19 protein-coding genes are annotated in these 22,598 nt (G+C 33.6%); 17 read left to right on the forward strand and 2 right to left on the reverse strand.

Features of this window, described 5'->3' with window-relative positions; genetic code table 11:
* The first annotated feature begins 65 nt into the window (after window positions 1-65).
* The 12 genes from fabG (at window position 66) to ACZM4J_RS00405 (ending at window position 14,046) form a co-directional block, all read left to right on the forward strand.
* Window positions 66-803 (forward strand): 3-oxoacyl-[acyl-carrier-protein] reductase, encoded by a 738-nt coding sequence (gene fabG, locus ACZM4J_RS00350; RefSeq protein WP_412335197.1) that lies wholly within the window; start codon window positions 66-68, stop codon window positions 801-803.
* Between the two features lie 11 nt (window positions 804-814).
* Window positions 815-2,050, forward strand: a complete 1,236-nt coding sequence (fabF, locus tag ACZM4J_RS00355; protein ID WP_412335196.1) for a beta-ketoacyl-ACP synthase II — start codon at window positions 815-817, stop codon at window positions 2,048-2,050.
* Window positions 2,051-2,060: 10 nt separating this feature from the next.
* Window positions 2,061-2,552 (forward strand): acetyl-CoA carboxylase biotin carboxyl carrier protein, encoded by a 492-nt coding sequence (gene accB, locus ACZM4J_RS00360; protein ID WP_022165169.1) that lies wholly within the window; start codon window positions 2,061-2,063, stop codon window positions 2,550-2,552.
* Window positions 2,553-2,588: 36 nt separating this feature from the next.
* A complete protein-coding gene (gene fabZ, locus ACZM4J_RS00365) occupies window positions 2,589-3,011 on the forward strand; it encodes a 3-hydroxyacyl-ACP dehydratase FabZ (protein ID WP_022165168.1) in 423 nt (140 codons plus the stop codon).
* Between the two features lie 159 nt (window positions 3,012-3,170).
* Complete coding sequence (locus ACZM4J_RS00370; protein ID WP_022165167.1) at window positions 3,171-4,529, forward strand: acetyl-CoA carboxylase biotin carboxylase subunit; 1,359 nt, start codon at window positions 3,171-3,173, stop codon at window positions 4,527-4,529.
* Window positions 4,526-6,229, forward strand: a complete 1,704-nt coding sequence (locus ACZM4J_RS00375; RefSeq protein WP_489485407.1) for an acetyl-CoA carboxylase carboxyltransferase subunit alpha — start codon at window positions 4,526-4,528, stop codon at window positions 6,227-6,229. Before ACZM4J_RS00370 ends, ACZM4J_RS00375 begins: the two co-directional genes overlap by 4 nt.
* Entirely contained in the window at window positions 6,229-7,368 is a 1,140-nt protein-coding gene (locus tag ACZM4J_RS00380; protein ID WP_489485408.1) for an NAD(P)H-dependent flavin oxidoreductase, read from the forward strand. Before ACZM4J_RS00375 ends, ACZM4J_RS00380 begins: the two co-directional genes overlap by 1 nt.
* Before the next feature lie 323 nt (window positions 7,369-7,691).
* Complete coding sequence (locus ACZM4J_RS00385) at window positions 7,692-11,492, forward strand: RHS repeat domain-containing protein (protein WP_489485410.1); 3,801 nt, start codon at window positions 7,692-7,694, stop codon at window positions 11,490-11,492.
* Complete coding sequence (locus tag ACZM4J_RS00390) at window positions 11,479-12,375, forward strand: RHS repeat-associated core domain-containing protein (RefSeq protein WP_489485412.1); 897 nt, start codon at window positions 11,479-11,481, stop codon at window positions 12,373-12,375. Before ACZM4J_RS00385 ends, ACZM4J_RS00390 begins: the two co-directional genes overlap by 14 nt.
* 92 nt (window positions 12,376-12,467) lie before the next feature.
* Window positions 12,468-13,043 (forward strand): hypothetical protein, encoded by a 576-nt coding sequence (locus tag ACZM4J_RS00395; RefSeq protein WP_022164565.1) that lies wholly within the window; start codon window positions 12,468-12,470, stop codon window positions 13,041-13,043.
* Window positions 13,044-13,065: 22 nt separating this feature from the next.
* On the forward strand, window positions 13,066-13,395 hold the full coding sequence (locus ACZM4J_RS00400) for a hypothetical protein (protein WP_022164566.1): 330 nt from the start codon (window positions 13,066-13,068) through the stop codon (window positions 13,393-13,395).
* Between the two features lie 84 nt (window positions 13,396-13,479).
* Window positions 13,480-14,046, forward strand: a complete 567-nt coding sequence (locus tag ACZM4J_RS00405; protein WP_022164567.1) for a TetR/AcrR family transcriptional regulator — start codon at window positions 13,480-13,482, stop codon at window positions 14,044-14,046.
* A 149-nt stretch (window positions 14,047-14,195) separates the two neighbouring features.
* Here the strand turns inward: ACZM4J_RS00405 and ACZM4J_RS00410 are convergent, their stop codons facing one another.
* A complete protein-coding gene (locus ACZM4J_RS00410; protein ID WP_022164568.1) occupies window positions 14,196-14,840 on the reverse strand; it encodes a sce7726 family protein in 645 nt (214 codons plus the stop codon).
* Window positions 14,841-15,026: 186 nt separating this feature from the next.
* Complete coding sequence (locus tag ACZM4J_RS00415; protein ID WP_428244980.1) at window positions 15,027-16,610, reverse strand: Ig-like domain-containing protein; 1,584 nt, start codon at window positions 16,608-16,610, stop codon at window positions 15,027-15,029.
* A gap of 215 nt (window positions 16,611-16,825) precedes the next feature.
* Here ACZM4J_RS00415 and ACZM4J_RS00420 point away from each other — a divergent pair, with 215 nt between their 5' ends.
* Genes ACZM4J_RS00420 through ACZM4J_RS00440 form a run of 5 tightly spaced genes read left to right on the forward strand, consistent with a single transcriptional unit; the run spans window position 16,826 to window position 22,585 of the window.
* The gene (locus ACZM4J_RS00420; RefSeq protein ID WP_489485414.1) at window positions 16,826-17,815 is read left to right on the forward strand and encodes an ABC transporter substrate-binding protein; all 990 of its coding nucleotides are present in this window, start codon (window positions 16,826-16,828) and stop codon (window positions 17,813-17,815) included.
* A 21-nt stretch (window positions 17,816-17,836) separates the two neighbouring features.
* Complete coding sequence (locus ACZM4J_RS00425) at window positions 17,837-18,622, forward strand: ABC transporter permease (RefSeq protein WP_302689429.1); 786 nt, start codon at window positions 17,837-17,839, stop codon at window positions 18,620-18,622.
* Entirely contained in the window at window positions 18,619-19,383 is a 765-nt protein-coding gene (locus tag ACZM4J_RS00430) for an ABC transporter ATP-binding protein (RefSeq protein ID WP_302689430.1), read from the forward strand. The genes ACZM4J_RS00425 and ACZM4J_RS00430 overlap by 4 nt, the downstream gene beginning before the upstream one ends.
* 14 nt (window positions 19,384-19,397) lie before the next feature.
* Entirely contained in the window at window positions 19,398-20,978 is a 1,581-nt protein-coding gene (locus ACZM4J_RS00435) for a hypothetical protein (protein WP_489485417.1), read from the forward strand.
* The gene (locus ACZM4J_RS00440; protein WP_296964463.1) at window positions 20,975-22,585 is read left to right on the forward strand and encodes an MBOAT family O-acyltransferase; all 1,611 of its coding nucleotides are present in this window, start codon (window positions 20,975-20,977) and stop codon (window positions 22,583-22,585) included. The genes ACZM4J_RS00435 and ACZM4J_RS00440 overlap by 4 nt, the downstream gene beginning before the upstream one ends.
* Window positions 22,586-22,598: the final 13 nt, after the last annotated feature.

Below are 22,598 nucleotides of genomic sequence, written 5' to 3' on the forward strand. Positions count from 1 at the left end.
TGCATATTGCCTATGTGCATGGGAAAGAGAGTGTAGATTTTGATTATCTGGAACAGAGGTTTTATATGGAAAATAAAGTAGCAATTGTAACAGGAGCTTCAAGAGGCATAGGAGCTGCCATTGCAAAAAAACTAGCTTCACTGGGTGCCACAGTAATTGTAAACTACGCAGGCTCCAGAGAAAAAGCAGAAACAGTAGTAAAAGAAATTGAAAATGCAGGTGGCAAGGCAACAGCCATGCAGTGCGACATTTCAGATTTTAATAAATGCAGTGAATTTACTAATGAAGTAAAAGACAGATTTGGTTCCATTGATATTTTAGTAAACAATGCAGGTATTACAAGAGATGGTTTGTGCATGGCGATGAAAGAAGAAGACTTCGACGCTGTAATTAATACTAATTTAAAAGGAACATTTAACTGCATTAAATTTGCTTCAAGAATAATGATGAAACAAAGACATGGAAAAATCATTAACATGACTTCAGTTTCAGGAGTTGCAGGTAATGCCGGACAGGTTAATTATTCAGCGGCGAAAGCAGGAGTAATTGGAATTACAAAATCAATGGCAAGAGAATTGTCATCAAGAAATATTAATGTAAATGCAATTGCACCGGGATTTATTGAAACAGACATGACTGCAAAATTATCTGACAAGGTAAAAGAGCAGGCAGTTTCACAAATTCCCCTTAACAGATTTGGAAAGCCTGAGGAAGTTGCCGAGTTAGTGGCGTTTTTAGCAGGTGAAAAAAGTAATTATATAACAGGACAGGTATTTCACATTGATGGTGGAATGGTAATGTAGCGAGGTGTCATATGAGAAGAGTTGTAGTAACAGGTATGGGTGCAATAACACCAATTGGAAATAGTGTAGATGAATTTTGGCAGGGAATTAAAGCAGGAAAAGTTGGTATTGACGAAATTACCAAATTCGACACAACAGATTATTCTGTAAAATTAGCAGCAGAAGTTAAGGACTTTGTGGCAAAAGAAAGAATGGAATTTAAGGCGGCAAAGAGAATGTCACCATTTTCACAGTATGCTGTGTGTGCAGCAAAGGAGGCACTTGAACAGTCAGGGCTTGATTTGACAAAAGAAGACCCTTACAAAGTGGGAGTAAGTGTTGGCTCAGGTATTGGTGGCATGAAGGATATGGAAGAAGAAAACAAAAAGCTTCTGGAAAGAGGTCCCGGCAGAATTAAACCATTGCTTGTGCCAATGATGATTACAAACATGGCGGCAGGTAACGTGGCAATCGCCTTTGGAGCAAAAGGAAAATGTATTAATGTGGTAACTGCCTGTGCAACAGGAACACATTCAATTGGCGAGGCGTACAGATCAATTCAGTGTGGCGAAGCCGACGTAATGATAGCAGGGGGAACAGAAAGTTCAATTACACCTTTAGGGGTTGCAGGTTTTACAAGTCTTACAGCATTAACAAAAACAACTGACAAAACACAGGCATCAATTCCATTTGATAAGAAACGTAGTGGTTTTGTAATGGGAGAAGGTGCAGGAATAGTTGTTCTTGAAGAACTGGAACATGCCTTAGACAGAGGTGCAAATATTTTGGCGGAAGTGGTAGGTTACGGAGCAACCTGTGATGCTTACCATATTACATCACCTGCTGAAGATGGAAGTGGAGCAGCAAAAGCAATGGAACTTGCCATAAAAGAAGCAGGGGCAAAGCCGGAAGACGTTGACTACATTAACGCTCATGGAACAAGTACACATCACAATGATTTATTTGAAACAAGAGCCATTAAACTTGCACTTAAAGAGGCAGCAAAGAATGTAAAAGTAAATTCAACTAAATCAATGATTGGACATTTGCTAGGTGCCGCAGGTGGTGTTGAATTTATTACATGTGTAAAGAGTATTAACGAAGGTTATATACATCAGACAGTTGGTTTAACAGAGCCGGATGAGGAGTTAGACCTTGATTATGTAATGGGACAGGGCGTTGAAACAAATGTTGATTTTGCACTTAGTAACTCATTAGGTTTTGGTGGACATAACGCAACTTTAGCTGTAAGAAAATATAGCAAGTAAAGGGGAAAAAATGGACATTAAGGATATTAAAATTTTAATAAATGAAGTATCAAATTCTAATTTATACGAATTTAGATATGAAGAAAATGGAGTAAAATTACAACTTTCAAAAGGCACAATTTATGACGAAAAGAAAACGGTTGCCATAACAGATGCAAAAACTACAGCTACTATTTCTCAGGAAAATGTTAATCCTGCTAACAATCAGGAAAATTTGGGAAGCAGTGAGAATAGCGGTAAGCAGTCTGAAATTGAAAAAGAAATAAAAGGAAACATTGTTACATCTCCGTTAGTTGGAACAGTTTATCTGGCACCGGCAGAAGATGAGCCACCTTTTGTTTCAGTGGGTGACAAAGTAAAAAAAGGACAAACACTGGCAATTGTTGAAGCTATGAAACTAATGAATGAAATTGAGTCAAAGTTCGATGGGGTGGTTAAAGAAGTGTTAGTTGACAATGAATCACCTGTGGAATTTGGTCAGGAAATGTTCGTTATAGAATAGAAGAAAAGTTGTAAAAAATTAGAAAGTAGGAAATAAATGCTAAACATAAAACAAATACAGGAAATTATACCTCACAGACATCCTTTTTTATTGATTGATTATATTGAAGATTATGAGCCTGGAGTTTATGCTGTTGGCTACAAATGCGTAACTTACAGGGAAGATTTTTTTAAGGGACATTTTCCGGGGATGCCGGTAATGCCTGGAGTTTTAACAGTAGAGGCATTGGCACAGGTTGGAGCAGTTGCAATTTTAAGTCAGGAAGAAAACAAAGGAAAAACAGCATTCTTTGGTGGAATTAACAAATGTCGCTTTAAAGGAAAAATAGTTCCCGGTGACAAGATTAAGCTTGAAACAAAAATAATCAGACAAAAAGGACCTATGGGAATTGGAGAGGCAAAAGCCTCCGTTAATGGAAAAGTGGTAGTGACAGCAGAACTTACATTTATGGTTGGTTAAAAATTAATAAAAAGACCTATTGCAGTTGAAAAACAGTGACAGGATTTAATGCCAGTTTAAAGCAATATAGAATGTGGGTGGCAAAGAAACCGGCAGTTTTGATGTGGATAGGAAGATTAATTTAATAAAACAGATAATTGGAAATTAGAGGTGATTTTGGTGATACGAAAAATGTTAATTGCAAACAGAGGTGAAATTGCAGTAAGAATTATAAGAGTTTGCAGGGAAATGGGGATAGAAACTGTTGCAGTATATTCTGTTGCAGACAAGGAAGCATTGCACACCCAGTTAGCAGATGAAGCTGTTTGCATAGGTGAAACAAAGTCCAGCGAAAGTTACCTGAACATGGAAAGCATTATTAGTGCTGCCATTACAACAGGCGCAGATGCAATTCATCCGGGTTTTGGCTTTTTATCAGAAAATCCAACTTTTGCAAAATTATGTGAAACATGTAACATCACATACGTTGGACCAAATCATACAGTTATTGAAAATTTAGGAAACAAAGTACAGGCGAGAACAACCATGATAGAAGCTAATGTTCCGGTAATTCCCGGAAATGATAGTGGAATTGTAGAGGTTGAAAAGGGAAAGCAGGTAGCTGAGAAGGTTGGATATCCCATTATGATTAAGGCAGCGTCAGGTGGTGGTGGAAAAGGTATGAGAGTGGCTTTTACACCGGCGGAATTCGATAGTGCTTTTAAGGCTGCACAAAAAGAAAGTGAAATGGCATTCGGAGACAACACCATGTACATTGAACATTTTGTGGAACATCCACGTCATATTGAATTTCAGATCTTAGCAGACAAATATGGAAATGTAGTGCATTTAGGGGAACGTGACTGTTCTCTTCAGAGAAATCATCAGAAAATTATTGAGGAGGCACCGTCTAGTGCCTTGTCAGAAGAATTAAGAAAAGAAATGGGCGAGACGGCAGTAAGAGCTGCAAAAGCAGCAGGTTATGAAAATGCCGGCACAATTGAATTTTTGTTAGAGAAAACAGGTAAATATTATTTTATGGAAATGAATACAAGAATTCAGGTGGAGCATCCAATAACAGAAAATATAACAGGTATAGATATTGTAAAAGAGCAAATTAAAATTGCTCAGGGAGAGAAACTTCCTTTTACACAAAATGAAATTGAAATTAAAGGCCATTCAATAGAGTGCAGAATTAATGCGGAAAATCCAGAGGAGAATTTTAGACCAAGTCCCGGAAAAATTACAGAAATGCATTTTCCAGGTGGAAATGGCGTACGTGTTGATTCAGCTATTTTTACAGGGTACGAAGTTACACCTTACTATGATTCAATGTTAGCAAAACTTATAGTTTATGGTGACAACAGACAGGAAGCAATTAACAAAATGCGAAGTGCCCTTGGAGAAGTGGTAATTGAAGGCATTGATACAAATATAGATTACGAATACGAAATAATAAATAATGAAAAATTTATTTCGGGGGATTTTGACGTAGATTTTATTGAGCAGTTTAATAAGCAGAGGAGAGCTGTAAGTTGAGACTAAAAACAAGAATAAAAAAACAAAGAAATGGATATGTGACAATAAAAATTCCAAAGCCGGATGTGCCAAAAGGACTTTTTGGAAAATGTAAAAAATGTGGTCAAATGGTATTGTCAGAAGAGGTTAGGGAGAATGGCTATATTTGCCCTAAATGTGGCGGTTATGTGAGAATGCACGCAAAGCGCAGAATCAAAATGCTTGTTGACAAGGGAACTTTCGAACCATGGTTTGAGGGACTGGAAATTAGCAATCCACTTGGAGATAAAGAGTATGAAAAGAAATTATTGGAAGTAAAAGAAAAAATAAAATTAGAAGAAGCAGTAATAACAGGAAAAGCTTTAATTAACGGCAGTGAAGTTGCTTTGGCGGTAATGGACGGGCGTTTCTTAATGGCAAGTATGGGAGAAATTGTTGGCGAAAAAATCACACGAACTGTAGAGAAAGCCACAGAAGAAAATCTTCCTCTTGTAATTGTGGCATGTTCCGGTGGGGCAAGAATGCAGGAGGGAATTATTTCCCTTATGCAAATGGCAAAAACATCGGCAGCCTTAAAACGTCACAGCGAAAGTGGAAATCTCTACATATCTGTTTTAACTGATCCAACAACAGGTGGGGTTACTGCAAGTTTTGCAATGCTTGGGGATATTATTATGGCAGAACCTGACGCGTTAATAGGTTTTGCAGGTCCCAGAGTAATTGAACAGACAATCGGCCAGAAGCTGCCAAAAGGATTTCAGAAGTCAGAGTTTCTGCTTGAACATGGTTTTATAGATTTAATTGTGGAAAGACAGAATTTAAAAAATAAGTTGTCAGAGATTATTAAGCTTCATTATTCTAAGAAGATAAAAAATAATCTAAAGCAGGTATTAGCAGACGATGTAAATAATAATGTAGAAAATAAGACGTTTCAGAACAATTTGACACCTTGGGAAAAAGTTCAGATTTCACGAGAGAACAAACGTCCTACAGGACTTGATTATATAGAAAAACTTGTGGAGAATTTTACAGAGTTGCATGGTGACAGATATTTTGGAGATGATAAAGCAATTGTCGGTGGAATTGGAACTATTAACAATAAGCCGGTAACAGTTATCGCTCAGGTAAAAGGTCACAACACAAAGGAAAATATTAGCAGAAACTTTGGAATGCCATCACCGGAAGGCTATAGAAAGGCTTTGCGTTTAATGAAAGAGGCAGAAAAATTCCACAGACCTATAATATGTTTCGTTGATACTCCGGGAGCATTTTGCGGTTTGGAGGCAGAAGAAAGGGGTCAGGGTGAAGCCATAGCAAGAAATCTTTTTGAAATGTCAGCAATAAAAGTACCTATTCTTTCTATTTTTGTAGGAGAAGGGGGAAGTGGCGGCGCCTTAGCCATGGCAGTTGCCAATGAAGTTTGGATGCTGGAAAATTCAGTGTATTCGATTTTGTCTCCTGAAGGCTATGCAAGTATTCTTTGGAAAGATGGAAAAAAAACTGACAAAGCGGCAGAAGCCATGAAAATGACAGCGGATGATTTGAAGCAGTTAAATGTAATTGAAAAAATATTTAAGGAACCTGTTGACTATAATGTTACAACACTTGAATTTGTAACTGATAGGCTAAAAACAGAAATGGACCAATTTTTAATTAGCAAATCTCATTTATCAGGGGAAGAAATTGTTAATGAAAGATATAATCGATTTAGGAGAATGTAATGAATATTAAACCTTTAAAAATAGGGGAGTTGCAGGCAAAAATTCCATTAATTCAAGGTGGAATGGGCGTTGGAATTTCCTTGGGAAATCTTGCAGGAGCGGTAGCAAATGAAGGTGGCGTTGGAATTATTTCCACTGCACAAATTGGATTTAAGGAAAAGGATTTTTACAGCAATACCTTGGCAGCTAATTTACGTGCCATTGAGAAGGAGTTGAAAAAAGCCAGAAAAATTGCCCCCAAAGGAATTTTAGGCTTTAACATAATGACTGCGCTTACCAATTATAAAGAGCAGGTGCTTGCAGCAGTGAAAGCAGGGGCAGACATTATAATTTCCGGCGCAGGCCTACCGGTGGATTTACCTGCTTTTGTGCAAGGTTACAAAACCAAAATAGCCCCCATTGTATCAGGCAAAAAGTCAGCTCAGGTTATTTTAAAATACTGGGATACACGATACAAGAAAACAGCCGACTTAGTGGTTATTGAAGGCCCAAAAGCAGGTGGTCATCTTGGATTTAAAAAAGATGAGCTGGAGAAGTACGGTTTTGGTGCAGGCAAAAAAGAAGAAAATTGTGGTTTGAAAATTTCTGAAGATAATCAAAATGACAAATTTGAACAAAAAAGCATAAAGGATTATAAAGAGGAAGTTCTGGAAATTAAAAAAGTGGTTCAGGAATACGAGAATAAATATTCAAAAAAAATTCCCATTGTTTTGGCAGGTGGAATTACAACAAGAGATGATGTGAAAAATGCATTTGACTTAGGAATGGACGGAGTTCAGGTAGGTTCATTATTTGTGACAACAGAAGAGTGTGACGCCCACATTAATTACAAAAATTCTTATGTTAATGCAAAAGAAGATGAAATTACAATTGTGAAAAGTCCGGTGGGGATGCCGGGAAGAGCCATCAAAAATAAGTTTATGAGTCAGGTTATGGCAGGAGAAAATTTTCCACCAAAGAAATGCCTTAAATGTCTCAAAAAATGCAATCCGGCAAACATACCATATTGCATTACAGAGCGTTTAATTAATGCAGCAGAGGGAAATGTAGATAATGGCTTACTATTTTGTGGAGCAAATGCCTACATGCAAAATGAAATTACAACAGTTCATAGGGTTATAGAAAAATTATTTGGGTAGTTTAAAGGTTGCATAAAAAAATGAAAGTGTTATACTGTGGATATATAGATGGGTACGTGAATGAGAAGGCTGTGAAGAACTTAAGATTTTAGAAACATTAATACTAATAAGAATATAAGAGACTCTGGCATAACAGTTAATGTATCAGATAGAATCTGATAGATTCGCTGTTGTGGCAGAGTTTTGTTTTTTGTTGGTTAAATTCTTTTAGAAATTGTATTTGATTTATCGAAAATGAAATTTTGTATTTGTTCATTTCTCATAATTAGTAACCGGTATGAAGTAATACCAAGTAACACATGAAAAACATGGGAGGAAGGAACATGAAAAAGAACATTTTTAAGAGTAGGAAGTTCAAAAAAGTAGTAGCTATTGCACTTACGGTAGCTACAACTACCACACTGGGAAACGGAGGAGTGTATAAATCTGTCAGTGGGGTAGAAAATGCAAGTAAACCTGAACAAAAAGTAGTTAAGGAGAAACCGAAAGTTTTAAAAGAGTTAAAAGATGAAAGAACTCAAAATTCAAATACTTATTTAATGAGTGATGGCTCTAAAAAGACAGAAATACATACAGATAGTATAAGATTTAAGGACAAGGGCGAATTGTCAGACTTTTCAACGAAGCTTGTTAAAATATCAAAAGATGCGAAAGATATATTAGATGAAAAGACAGACGTAAACGGAGAAGACTATAAATATATAAATGAAAGTGGGAACATAAGACAATATTTCCCAAAGACATTATCTGTAGATACAGGGGTTGTTTTGAATAATGGGAAATATATATTAAATATGATGCCTGTAACTGAAGAAGAATATATTCCGCAAAAGAATGAAAGTACAGTTACATATTCAACAGAAGAAATGAATATTAAATATGAGTATATTTCAATGAAGAACGGAGTTAAGGAAAATATATTACTAAAAGAAAAACCTGAAAAATACTCATTTAAATATAAAATAGAAGGTGAAAACATATGCTTGAAGCAAAGAAAAAATGACAGAGGAATTTTAGTATGCGATAGTAGTACAAATGAAACAATAGGATATATTTCACCACCAAATTTAGAGGATGGTAATGGAGATGTAGATTATGAAAATGTTGAATATAAACTAAAGAAAGAAAATTCAGAGACAGAAATAGAAGTTAAACTTAACAGACAATATTTTGATAATGAATCATTGAAGTATCCTGTGAAGGTTGATCCGACAATGGTATGGATGTCTGACTATTTAGCAACAAGAGGTGTATGGTCAGTTCCATTTATGGCTGATTCAATGATGAACTATAAAATATTAAACGTTACTAATTATCTAAAAGATGCATATCCATATAATAGTGAAAATAGAATATATCTTGATACAACAAATCTTTTAAGTGGAAAAAGTTTTGTTGGAACTAAAACACCTCTTAAAGGCAAATATATAGAAAGTGCAGAACTTATTTTTAGTGAAAGTAAAACACCGGATTATTATCCAACAGGTACTGTTCAAGTAAAAAGAGCATTAGCTAAATGGGATAAATCAACAATAACATGGAATTCACAGCCCAAAATATCAGATGATTATATTGCTGAAACACAGTGTACAGGAGAGGAAGGAAATCGTCATACACTAGATATAACTGATTGGGTGCAGGATATAGCAGATGGTAAGTTAGAGGATAATGGATTAGTGTTCACATATCCTGAAAAAGGAATGGCAGCATCTATCTATAGTCCTGAAATACAGTATTCAAGTTCAGAGAATGGTAAATACGGAGATCCATTATATATGGCAATTGCTGTTAATTATAGAGAAATGAAATCATATGATGAAACAGTAGAATTAAATGCAGAGTATGCTAATGATGAAAATAATATTCAACTTAACATTACAGATAATAATACAGATGATGGGGTGACAGTAACCGGATATAAAATATATGCGAGAAAAAATAATGCATCAGTGTTTTCAGTAGTAGGAAAGGGAACAACAATAGACGAGACAATCAAGATAGCATCAGACAATGAAGATTGTATAGATTTAAGAGCATGCTTGTTATATTCTGATGGAACAGTTAGACCTTCGAATATTGTATCTCTTAAGAAGAGCAATGAGGATGATGATTCAGAAATCACCTACGAAAATGTTAAAATTGATACAGACGGAGATGGACTCGAAAATGGATATGAAATATGGGATTTTAAGACAAAGTGGAATGAAAAGAAATCTGATGGCACATACAATCAGGATACAGACGGAGATGGATTCCCAGATGGCTATGAAGTATTTACATTGGGTACAGATCCGGCAGTAGCAAATGAATCAGGAGCAGATAGTGATGGAGATGGATGGACAGATTTAAGAGAATATAAAGAAGGAACAGATCCGTGGTTAAAGGATTCAGATTTTGATGAAATAAAAGATTCTGATGATTTTGAAACAACAAATCCGAGAAAAACAGATAACCCTCAGAATAAAGGAACAGATAGATTAGGAGCATGTTCAGCAGAGGTACATAAAGGACTTTACGATAGAGAATATTCTGAATATGACAACGGTGTAAAGACTATATATTTAAAAAATATTTATAGAAATGATATAAAAAAAGTAACAACCGATTATGGTGATGAAAACTTAAATAAAGTGGTAAAATATTTCTATGATGAAAAAGGAAACAACACTGCTGTTGTAGAAGAAAATCAAAATGATAAAGACCACACAATATGCATTACATATACATATGATAGTGACGGAAATGTAATATACATATGTGATCAGAAAACAGCATATACAATGGAATATCAAGACAGTGAGATGAAGTCGCTTAAAGTAGGAAATATAGAGCTTGTAAATAATTCGGAAAATATAATAAAAAGCAATGATGAAGCTTCCGATATTGCTGTAGGAGAGATAATAAACAGTACAGAAAATACAACTACATATGGTAATAATCAAAAGATTCGAACAGTAACAACTGAAATGAAGGTGGCAGAAAACGATACAACATCAGTTGCTAGGAAAGTAGAAATATATTATGATACAAACAGCATTCCTGCATATACAACCGAATACAATGATGAGGGAAAGATTATAAAATTTACAGATAATACAGAAAAAAAAGCTGTAAGTTATAACTACATTTATACAGGTGATAATGTAAAGGTTGAAAGAAATGATGGCTTTATAAAGACAGTCAATACAGAACAAAATGAAGAAAGTGGCATTACACAAAAAAATATTGAGTATACATATAAAGATATTTTAGACAGAAACGCAACATATAAGACAACTCAAAAGTCTGATATGTCAGATGAAAACAAAGTATTGATGACAAATGTATTTTACAATAATGCAGTGTTGACAGAAGAGTCAAGTGATAATGAACAAACAATAAGCAGAAAACTGTATTCAAGTCTTAATGGTCAGGGAATATTTAATGTAGATGAAAAGAAGAATACAGAACAGGAATCATTATATACAATAATTTTTAGTGGAAATAAAAAGGTATTTAGCTATATATATGATTTGGCAGGAAATATAACGGAAATAAAGCTGGGCGATAAGAAAATTTATGAATATGCCTATGATGTACACGGAAGAATTACAAAGGAACTTGATTATGTTAATAAAACAGGTTGTACATATGGATATACAAGTACAGGAAATGTTGTAGCAAAACACATAAAAGAAATTAATAATGATGGAAGTCTTACTAATGTAAGAGATATTAAATATAGTTATCAAAATGGAGAATGGGCAGATCAACTTACACAGTATGACGGACAGAAGATAACTTATGATGGTATGGGAAATCCTATAGATTATATTGACGGAAAAACTTTTAAGTGGACAAGAGGCAGACAACTTGAACAAATGACATTAAAAGATGGTTCAAGTGTTACATATAAATATAATCAGGATGGATTAAGAACATATAAAGATACAAAGGAATCTATAACTAATTATCAATGGGATGATTCTAAGCTTATAAGAGAGACAGTAGCATATAAGGGAGATGAAAAGAAGTATGATATTTGGTATTTTTATAACAATGATGATGAAGCTATAGGTTTTGAGTATAGTGAAGTTGATAATAGTAATATCGTTAAAACACCAATTTATTTTGAAAAAAAATAAACAGGGAGATGTTATTGGTCTTCTTGATACAAAGGGAAAAGAACTTGTGAAGTATTCATACGATGCATGGGGAAATATTGTTGATGTATCATATGAAAATGAAACAGCATTAAAATTAAATCATATAACTTATCGAGGATATTACAAAGATAACGAAAGTGGATTTTACTATCTCCAAAGTAGGTACTATGATTCTGAAACAGGAAGATTTATTAATGCAGATGATGTTAAAATATTAGGAATAAAAGATACAAGTATATATAAAGATAATCTATATTGCTATTGTAACAACAATGTTGTAAATTGCACAGATCCAAATGGTAAATCTCCTATAATAATATATTATGCTTACGAGTTTATAAAGGCTTGTGTAATACTGGTAGGAACGGTAATTGCATATTGTAGTATAAAAAAGATAATGAATTCGTTTAAGGAATATTGTAAATTAGTAGGAAATGGAATGTCTGGTATAGCATATACCGTTGTGCATGGTGGTAAACGTGCATTCAGTTGGGGAAAGAGTAAAATAAAAAAAGCCATTAAAGCTGTTAAGGCATTTACAGAAGTAGCAAAGGCTGAAGCAAAGATAAGAAGTCGTGTTAAAAGAACATCTAAAACTCGTTATTGGAGTGCAACTTTAAAAAAAGGATATGTTGATATTGGTAGACCATTATCATATTCGCAGGCTGTAAAAGAGGTTTCAAGAAGACACAATGTGTTTACAGTTACTAAAGCAGAGGCGAAAGCTGTAGCTAAAGCTGCTGGCGATAATAAAAAACCAACAAAGGCTGAAATTGATAAGGGAAAAAATGGAATTATAGGATATTACTGGCATTATCATACTTATAATAGAAATGGCGCCCATGTATGGTATTTGTTTTAGATAAAGTAACAAATAGCTTTATAGAATAATTTAGTCTTATACACATTGAAGATTAAATTATTAGTAATTTGATATTTTTAAGGAGGTGAATTATGTTAGCATATATATCAATTTTATTAAAAACAATATTTAGGAAGAAACATTTTTGCATTACAAGTGAAATATCAGGAGAATTATACGATAAAGTGATAGACTTCCTGATGACACAATGTGATCAATTTGCGTTTTGTGTGCCAAATTTAGGAAAAACATTAATAAATGAATCTAATGCGAAATATTTTCCTGAATATAAAATAGGATATACAGAAATGGATGACGACTGGGTTGAGGATTATAATAGATATCGTGTTAATATTAAAAAGTATTTAGATAGTATTTCTGAGCATATCAAGAATCATTATATTGATACGGTATATTGTGATTCTATTTCAGAATATGAAAAAGAAATATTTCTGATTGAACTAAATGATGATACGAGAAAATTTTTCGATTATGTTAAGGATTTATATCAGTGGAAATATCCTGATTTTCCTGAAGATTTAAGTTTTTATAGAAAAGGCAAAGTTTTTATGTCGAGTGTAGCTCATGAAAATATGTGCGAGTTCTGTAAAAAGCGAAAAGTAGAAGAATTTCTAAAAAATAACAATATAGAATATTACAAAGGGTAAGTAGACAAAGAAAGGCTAATATATGAAAAAGAAAATAAAAATAATTGTAATAGTTGCCTTAATTTTAATAATTCTTGTGCCATATATTTTTGTGGAAGGCAACACTCTTTTATTTGGAAGTGAATTTAAGAATCAGTATAAACAGACAAACATGATTGACGACATAGAATACTATAAGGTTTTTTATAATACAAATAAAACTGCCAAAGTGTATTATGTGGAATCAGACCATGAAGCAGGTCATTTTATTTGGTTCAAAAAAGAAAAGTCAAAATGGAAAATGACAAAATGGACTACGGTATGGTCACAGTATGGTAGTGCCAGCGGAATAACTTTTCCTTTTTACAAGTAGGCTTATTTTACAATTTTACTAATATGTCTAAAAGTGGTAAAATACCATTTTGAGGAATATCCTTCAAGGTATAGGAGGCGCAAAATGGAAAACACTTGTAAGGTAGACAAAAGAATAAGACGAACAAAAAAGATACTTACTGAGGCTTTAATTGAAATACTGAAAGAGAAAAATGTTATGGATGTTACAGTAAGCGAGTTAGCAAAAAAGGCTGATGTGACTAGAACAACTTTTTATCAGTATTATCGTGACCCTGTGGATATGCTTGAGCAGTTACAGGATGAAATTGCCGAAGATATTCAAAAAGTTGTTGAGGCTACAGAAGGAGGAAACGCAGAGGGCTTTTTCTATGGTCTGTTTAACTATTTTTATGAGGATAAAATCAAAGCAGGTTTGTTGTGCTTTAGTGTGAACAACCAGACCGGTTATGAAAAAATGGGATATTACATACATGACAAGTATATGCTTAGATGGAAAGATAAGTTTATGGATGAATCTCTGAAACAGTTTAAATATTACAGATACTATATAGTTTTTGGCTGTACGGCTGTTGTGGAAAACTGGGTTCGTGGCGGAATGAAGGAAACACCACAGGAAATGGCAACAATAGCCAAGAGTTTCCTGCCAAGAGAAAAAATTTATTTGAAATAATAGAAGGTACTACTAAATATTCGAGAATGATATTCTTAATTTAAGTAGTACCTTTTTATTTATGCTTTTTGATATATATGTTTTCTTGTGATGATAAATATTTTGGTTGATTATACATGTTTTCAGGTGATTATAGATATTACCGTTACTTATACATGCTTTCGGGTAATTTTTTTTGTTTTTCGGGAACGTCTTTTCTTAACAGACTTTTGATTTTCCTTCTTATAGTTTGCGATTATGTCAGCAATCAAAGTATAGTCCCGCTCAAAAAGTTCAGTGCTGATTTCTAAATCAAGTTGCTCTCGTGGAAGTTTTTCAATAAGCTTGTTTACTACAAAATCCTTGCTTTTCTGTTTATACTTTGGAAGTTCATTTCGTTCCTGAATATGTGCAAGTTCAGGTCGCCATAATAAACTAAGCTTACGCTTAATACGCTGGCGTTTATTTCGTGTAGGTTCCCGTAGTACATAGAAGTCCATGTTGCCGTCAATTAGCTCAGCAGAAATAATTCCCCAACTGTCAGGTATATGTTCATTAACGTGTTTTGCGTGAGTTGAACCAACTACAACATAATTATAGTCAAAGAAAAGATTATAGTCTTTTACCTGTCTTTCTAATCTTACATATGTATCTGCGTCGCTTTTTATTTCAAGTCCCACTAAAGAATCGTCAGTAACCATAATAACATCAGCTCTTGAGCGGGCAATTTCTACTTCTTCAAGTATTCGTATTTTTCCGTAAGAATCCTCCAAATAATCAAACAGAGGCTCTCTAATATCTGCATCATGTAACATAAATTCACCTTTAATTAAAAAAATGATTATAATAGAAATTTTTTTATATTTTCTAGTTATAAATCTCAAAAGTAGATTATAACATTATTTCAATAAAAGGTGTTAGATTACTTCATTAGAAAATACAGCAAGTTTGTTTATAAAAGTTTTTATTATGTTCTTTAGTACATTCCTTATTATATCTCTTTACTGTAATTTGATTTTAGCAGCAGATGATTTATAGCTGTTACACAATGAGCTTGAATATACTGCTACGATTTTGTAGTAATAGGTTTTACCTTTTTTAACATTAGAATTAATAAACTTATTAGTAGTTGTAGTAGCTATTTTAGTATATTTTGATTTACCTAATCGTCTTCTGTAAATGTAGTATTTAACAGCAGATGAATTTTTCTTCCAGGTTACTTTAACGTTTGAATATTTATAGCTTTTTGTAGAACCGCTGGTTTTAACAGCTTTTACTGATGTAGGAGTTTTAAGTTTAACTCTTACATATCGGGTCAATTTAATCCCACTATCTGTTTTGGCAGTAATTTTCCCAGAACCGATTTCTTTGGCTTTCACTGTGCCTGTCTCATCAACAGAAACTACAGATGGATTACTACTTGTCCAAGTGATTGTATCAGTGGTGTCAGTTGGATAAATTTCCGTAGTGTACTTTGCAGTATCTTTTATGTGTAGGTAAATACTACCTTCTTTTATAGTAAGAGAGGTAGAAGGCTGAACAACATTTACTGTGCAGAATGCCATAAGTCCGCTATCTGTTGAAGCTTTAATCATTGAAGAACCATTTCTAATTGCAGTAATGGTTCCCTTTTGTGAATTTACACCTACACTTGATTCGTTAGTGCTTGAATATGTTATTGTATTTGAATAATTTGCCATAACAGGGTTTGTGTCAGTGAAAGTGATTTTGGCATTCACAGAGGCTTTTTCCCCTTTTTTAAGAGTAACGTTATAGGTAGATAAATTTATCATTCCGTCAGCTACATTCTGAAGTTTTTTTGCAGTATCATTATCTAATTTATCTATAATATGGCTGGTGTCGAATTCACTTCCTGACAAAAAAGTATTGTTGTAAGCTGATGTTTCAAAGATTGTCTGAAAAAGTGTGCAGGCAGCCAGATAACTTCCCTCTAATGTTGGATGAATCATGTCGGAATTATATAAGCTGATTTCAGGATATTCTTTCATGCATCTTGTATAATTGACACCTACAGGTGCAACTTTGCAGTCAAATTTATTTCCAAGAGAAAAATAGAATTTAGTCATATAATTTTGCAATGTAATATTGTCAAAGTAAATTGAAGTGCCATCAATTATAAAATCATTACCAATATAATCTGCCTGAGTTTCATATAGTATTGTCTTTGCACCTGTGCTATCAATTTTTGATTTTAAGTTTGTGATAGCATTTTCAGTTGCTTCTAAATTACCCATTATATTTTCGCGGTGCTCCTGCAAAATAACAAAATCCCATTTCTCTTTTGATAGAGCATTAACAATTTCTGTGTTATAAGCATTGCCCGTTGTGGCAAATTGAGTAAGTTTATAGCCAGAGGCTGTAATGTATTTGACCTCACAGTTAATATTGTTAGCTTTAGCAAGACCTTCCACCATCAAAGGCATTTGATTGCAATATGTTGAGCTGTTTCCGATAAATAAAATTCGTGTTGTTGAAATATCGTTAGATGTGGCATAGGTTGGGGTACAATTTATGCCAAGAAAAATTAATAGTAAAAGAAAAATAACCTTATAATATCTCTTCATTTTTTGTCTCCTTATGTATTTTGTAAATAATCTGCTAAAAGAGTAAAGTCGAAATTTGATGGAAAATTTATATCAAAATTACATCATATCAGATTGATAAAATCACAAAGATATTAGTAAAAATGGGCAAAATAGGATTTTTAGAAAAAATAAAAAGAAATATAACCAAAAGAAAAACAAAAAACAAAAACATTAAATGAAAGGAATTTAAAAATATGAGAATTATTAAAAAAGTTTTGAGCTTCGCGCTGATTACAGCTATGGCAGTAACAATGACAGCATGTGGAGGCAGCAGTAAGGAAAGCAAAAATGATAACAAGATTGTTATCAGATACCAGAAAAGTATTGCTTATGCACCGGTAATGATAATGGCAGAAAAGAATATGATTTCAAAATATTATGACAAGGATTTAGAAGTTGATTGTCAGGTTGAGAAAGATGGAAACACAATTAAAGAAGGCGTATCAAGTGGAAGCATTGATATTGGAACATTAGGATTGCCACCGGCAGTTGTTGGAATTTTAAGTGGCAGTAAATACAAAATCTTTTCAGGTATTTCTTCACAGCCATATTCAATTGTTACAAATCAAAAGGATATAAACACTTTAAAAGATTTAAAAGATAAAAAAATTCAGATAGGAGTTTTAAGTACAAACAGCCAGGGACATATTTTACTTGGTATGGCTGCTAAGGCTGAACTTGGAGATGCTCATGCATTTGATAATGTGCTTAATTCGGTTGACAATGCATCAGGATTTGACGGAATTAAAAGTGGTTCAATTAAGGCACATATTGTAATTTCACCGTATAATTTCAAAGAGTTAGCTGTGGAGGGAACTCATGAAATTGCTATTAGTGAAGATGTGTGGGTGCCTGGAGATACATCTATTGTAGGAATTGCTTCAAAAAATCTATATGAAAATAACAAAGATTTATACAATGCTGTTTGCAAAGCACTTGATGAAGCTATGCAGTATGTAAAGGACAATCCTGAAGAAACAGCACAACTTGTAAAAGATAAATTAGAACTTGATGACAGCGTGGAAGATATTGTTAAGTGGATGACTGATTCAAAATCACAATATTCAACAACACTACAGGGTGCAGGAAATTTTGTTCAGTTTATGCAGGATGAAGGATTTTTAGAAAACGAATATTCAGGAAATCTTAGTGACATTGTATACGATGGTGGAAAAGGAAAATAAAGTTACAAGGAGACAAAAGCAGTGAAGAAAAAAACAAAAGGTTTATTGTGTCAGATTATTTTTATAGTAATAGTTGTGGCTATATGGCAGATTGTGGCATACAATTTTGCACAAAATGGAAACGCAAATCTGTTCCCATCCATAGGAATGATTTTTGAAAAAATGATATGGGGATTTGCTGAAAAAGGTTTTGGTGGCATTATGCTTCACTCACTCTTACTAATGTTAGAGGGATTAGGTATAGGGATAGTTTTAGCAATTGTATTATCAGGTATATCTGTTATCTCAGATTCATTTGCGGCAGTTTACAACATGGTTGTATCTATGTTTGACCTGATTCCCGGAATTGCTTTAATTTCAGCAATTATAATTTTTCTGTATGGACAAAACGATACTGCCATTGTGATTTTGGTAGTTCATTCAGTTGTGTGGCCTATGTCACGTAGTATTATTGATGGCTTTAATGCTGTGCCAAAATTATATTTGGAAGTTGGACAAAATATAGGTCTGTCACCAATAAAACTTTTGTTTGGAGTTTTCATTCCAGCGGCAATGCCAAGAATTTTCTCAGGCATAAAAGTTGGTTGGGCGAGAGCCTGGAGAGGGCTTATTAGTGCGGAAATGGTTTTTGGTGGAGCAGGAACTATTGGTATGGGATATTACATTTCTCAAAGAAGAGATAATAGTGACCTTGCAAGTATATATGCAACAATAATCATAATTATAATTATTGGACTTGTTGTGGAATACGGAATTTTTAGAACTATTGAAAATAGAACATTTAAGAAATGGGGTATGACACGATGAGCAATAATGAGATTTTAAAAATAGAAAATTTAAAAAAGATATATAGCAATACTACTGAACCTGTTTTGAAGGGAATAGACTTAAGTATTTATGAAGGAGATTTCTTGTGTGTGCTTGGACCATCAGGTTGTGGAAAATCAACCATGATTAGATGTATTGCAGGTTTTGAGGATTATGAAGGAACAATTGAAGTTAGTGGCGAAAGTGTAAAAGGTCCCGGTACTGACAGAATTATGGTGTTTCAGGACTTTAATCAGTTGTTTCCGTGGAAGACAGTTCTTGGGAACATAACATTTCCTTTAAAGAGCAGTGGCATGAAGGACAAAAAAGAAAGAATAAAGAGAGCTGAGAAATATTTAGACAAGGTAAATCTTTTGCAATACAAGGACTACTATCCACATCAGCTAAGTGGTGGTATGAAACAGAGAGTAGCTATTGCTAAAGGAATGGCATTAGGTTCAAAAATCATTATGATGGATGAGCCATTTGCAGCATTAGATGCAATGACAAGAAATCAAATGCAGTCAGAACTTATGCACATAAAAGAAAAAGAGAAAATGACAGTTTTATTTATTACTCATAACATTCAGGAGGCAATTGCCCTTGGCAACAGAATTATGGTTATGTCAAAGGATGGTTTAATTAAGGAGCATATGTACAATCCAATTGAAAAACCGGTAACTCCTGCTAGTGAAGGATACGGAGAGTTATGGGAACATTTGAATAGCATGTTGACGGAAGAAAATACTAAAGAAAATTAATGTGGAGTTAGACAATGAAAAGAAAATTGAAAATATTAGCAAAAATAGTTTGTTTTTGTCTGATATTTGTCCTACTACTTGATTTTGTTAATGGGTTATTTAAGCCAAAGTGGTTAGAGGACAGATGGACATCTTCAAAAACAAATGTAAGTTTTTATAAGCTGGAAAAGAACAGTACAGATGTGTTGTTCTTTGGCTCCAGTGTTGTAGCTGCGTCAGCGGATCCTTTTCAATTATACAATGAATATGGAATATCTTCTTACAATTTGAGTGTGGTTTCCCAAACTATGAGCGGAACATATTTTTGGGTAAAGGAAGCTTTACAGACACAAAAGCCAAAGGTGATTTTTGTTGAGGTTAAAATTCTAGGAAGAAAGCATGACAAGTTAGAAAGTAAGGCAAGAAAGTCTTATGATTATATGCGACTTGGAAAAACAAAATTAGAGTACGCTTATGCCACAGTGAACTCTGATAAGGAAATAAAAGATAATGAGGAAGCACAGGGAATTTTTGAATATCTCTTTCCACTTTCACTTTATCACACAAGATGGTCTGAGTTAGACTATGACGATTATGATTTTGTTTTGGGCAACAATAATTCAGATACAAAAGGCTACGCTGCATTAACAAATACTTTTAAATATACATCAAAATATGATAAGGCAAGTGATGATGCAGGAAAGTATGATGGATTCGATGCAAAAAAAGTTAAGTACAGCAAATATAACACCACAAACAAAGAGTATGTTGAAAAGATTGCAAAGTTAGCAAAACAAAATAATGTGGAGCTTATTTTATACAAAACACCGGATACAAGCTGGAGTGTTAAAAAGTACAATTATGTAAATGATTTAGCAAAGGAATTAGGCGTTAAGTATTTAGATTTTAATTTGAAGTCTATGAGAAAAGCTGTAGGCATTAATTTTGCTGAAGATGGTGCAGACAATATCCATATGAACATTAGTGGTGGAAAAAAGGTAACATCTTACATTGGAAAATATTTGACAAAGAATTTTAATCTTACAAATTATAAAGAAAAAGATTCTAGTGTAACAAAGAGTTTTCAGTCAGAAATGGCAACTTATGAAACTCAGATGAAAAATGCAAAACTTTTAAAGGAAATGAATTTAAATAATTACCTTAAATTAATAAATGACAAAGATTATGCATTTATTGTAGTTGCAGGTTCATCATCACATAAGTTGAATTTTTCAACAGAGCAGTTAGATCTTTTTAAGGATATGAATATAAAAATTGACAAGTTCCAAAAAGATTCTGTTTATGGAAATAATTTTGTTTATGTATCAGAGGACGTAAAGTCAGATGCAAGTATCAATATATCAAAAGAAGAAGACAAATACACAACAGCGGTAATAGATCAGGGGGGACAGTTTAGTGATGGAATGTCTTACTCAGCAAAAGTTAGCGTTGGACTTTGTTCAGTGAGAGTAAACAACAATGCCTGTGGTGATGTGTATGAGGATGCCATGAATATTGTTGTTTACGATAAGAAAACAAAGTCAGTTATAGATACAGTAAGATTAAAAAATAATGCTTATGGAACTGTAAGTATAGGGAGAAAGGGCAAAGGATGAGTTTTACAAGTTTAAGTTTTTTAGGTTTTGTACTTGTGGTTGCAATTTTGTACTTTACCCTGTTTAGAAAGTGTCAGTGGTTTTTACTGCTACTTGCAAGTATTGCTTTCTATATGTTTTCAGGTCCAAAGTACATAGTTTATATTAGCATAACTGCTGTTACAACATATTTGTTTGCAGGAAAGATACAAAAACTTCATGATAGAGAAAAGAAGATTATTGGAGAACATGATTTCTCAAAAGAAAAGAAGAAATCCATAAAGAAACAGTTTACAGCAAAAAGAAAAGTCTGGTTATTGCTGGATTTAGTTATAAATTTGGGTATGCTGTGTGTAATTAAGTATATGGATTTTGCACTTCGCGGTATGTCCGCAGTGCTTGCAAAGTTTGGAGTTGACTGGTCAAAATCTGTGAGTTTTGTTTTACCACTTGGTATATCATTTTATACTTTTATGACAGTAGGATACATACTCGATGTTTATTGGAAGCGATATAGAGCAGAGAAAAATATTTTGAAGCTTGCTTTGTTCACATCGTATTTTCCACACATAGTTCAGGGACCAATTGGCAGATATAACAAATTAGCAGAACAGTTTAATCAAAGATATAAGTTTGATTATGACAGAGTAAAAAAAGGTTTGCTGTTAATGTTATGGGGTTATTTTGAAAAAATGGTTATTGCAGACAGGTTGGCTATTTTCGCTAACGGCGTATATGCAAAGTGGGACGAGGTTACAGGTTTACCGTTAGTGCTTGCAATTATATTTTTTTCAATGCAGTTGTATTTAGACTGGACAGGGTGCATGGATATTGCAAGAGGTGTTTCACAGATTTTTGGAATAGAGTTGGAAAGAAATTTCTGGCATCCTTATTTTTCAAAAAACATGCCGGAGTTTTGGAGAAGATGGCACATTACACTTGGAGCCTGGTTTAAGGATTATTTACTTTATCCTGTTTCAATGTCGAAGCTTTGTAAATCAATTAACAGATTTACAAGAAAGAAGTGGGGCAATCAGGCATCAAGAGCATTTTCAACAGTAATCCCTGCAGCATGCGTATGGATTGTAACAGGTATGTGGCATGGAGCGGCAATGTGCTACGTGCTATGGGGTGTGTATCATGGAATCTTGATTATACTTGGAGCAGTGTTTGATGTACCAATACAGAAATTAAATAAGTTATTGCATATTAACACTGAATGTTTTTCATTTAATTTATTTAGAATGGCAAGAACATTCTTATTGTCTGCCATTGGTAGAATATTTTTTGTATCTACAGCAGGTTTCCATCATGCAGTATTGATTATCAAAAGAACTTTTGATTTGAGAAATTTTGGATTACATACATTATGGGACGAAAGCCTATATTCTTTTGGACTTGACAGACATGGGTTTACACTATCGCTTATTTTAATTGGGTTAGTTTGGTGTGTTAGCATGTTACAGGAAAAATTTGATAAAGATAACAAGGGCATTAGAGATGTAATTTGCGAACAGAATATTATTTTCCGTTGGATATTATATTTTGGTTTAATATTCGGAATTATTATATTTGGTATATATGGTTCAGGATATAATGCAGGAGCATTTGTTTATGGACAGTTTTAGTAATCTCTAATTG

The sequence above is a fragment of the Eubacterium sp. genome (genome assembly GCF_057858645.1).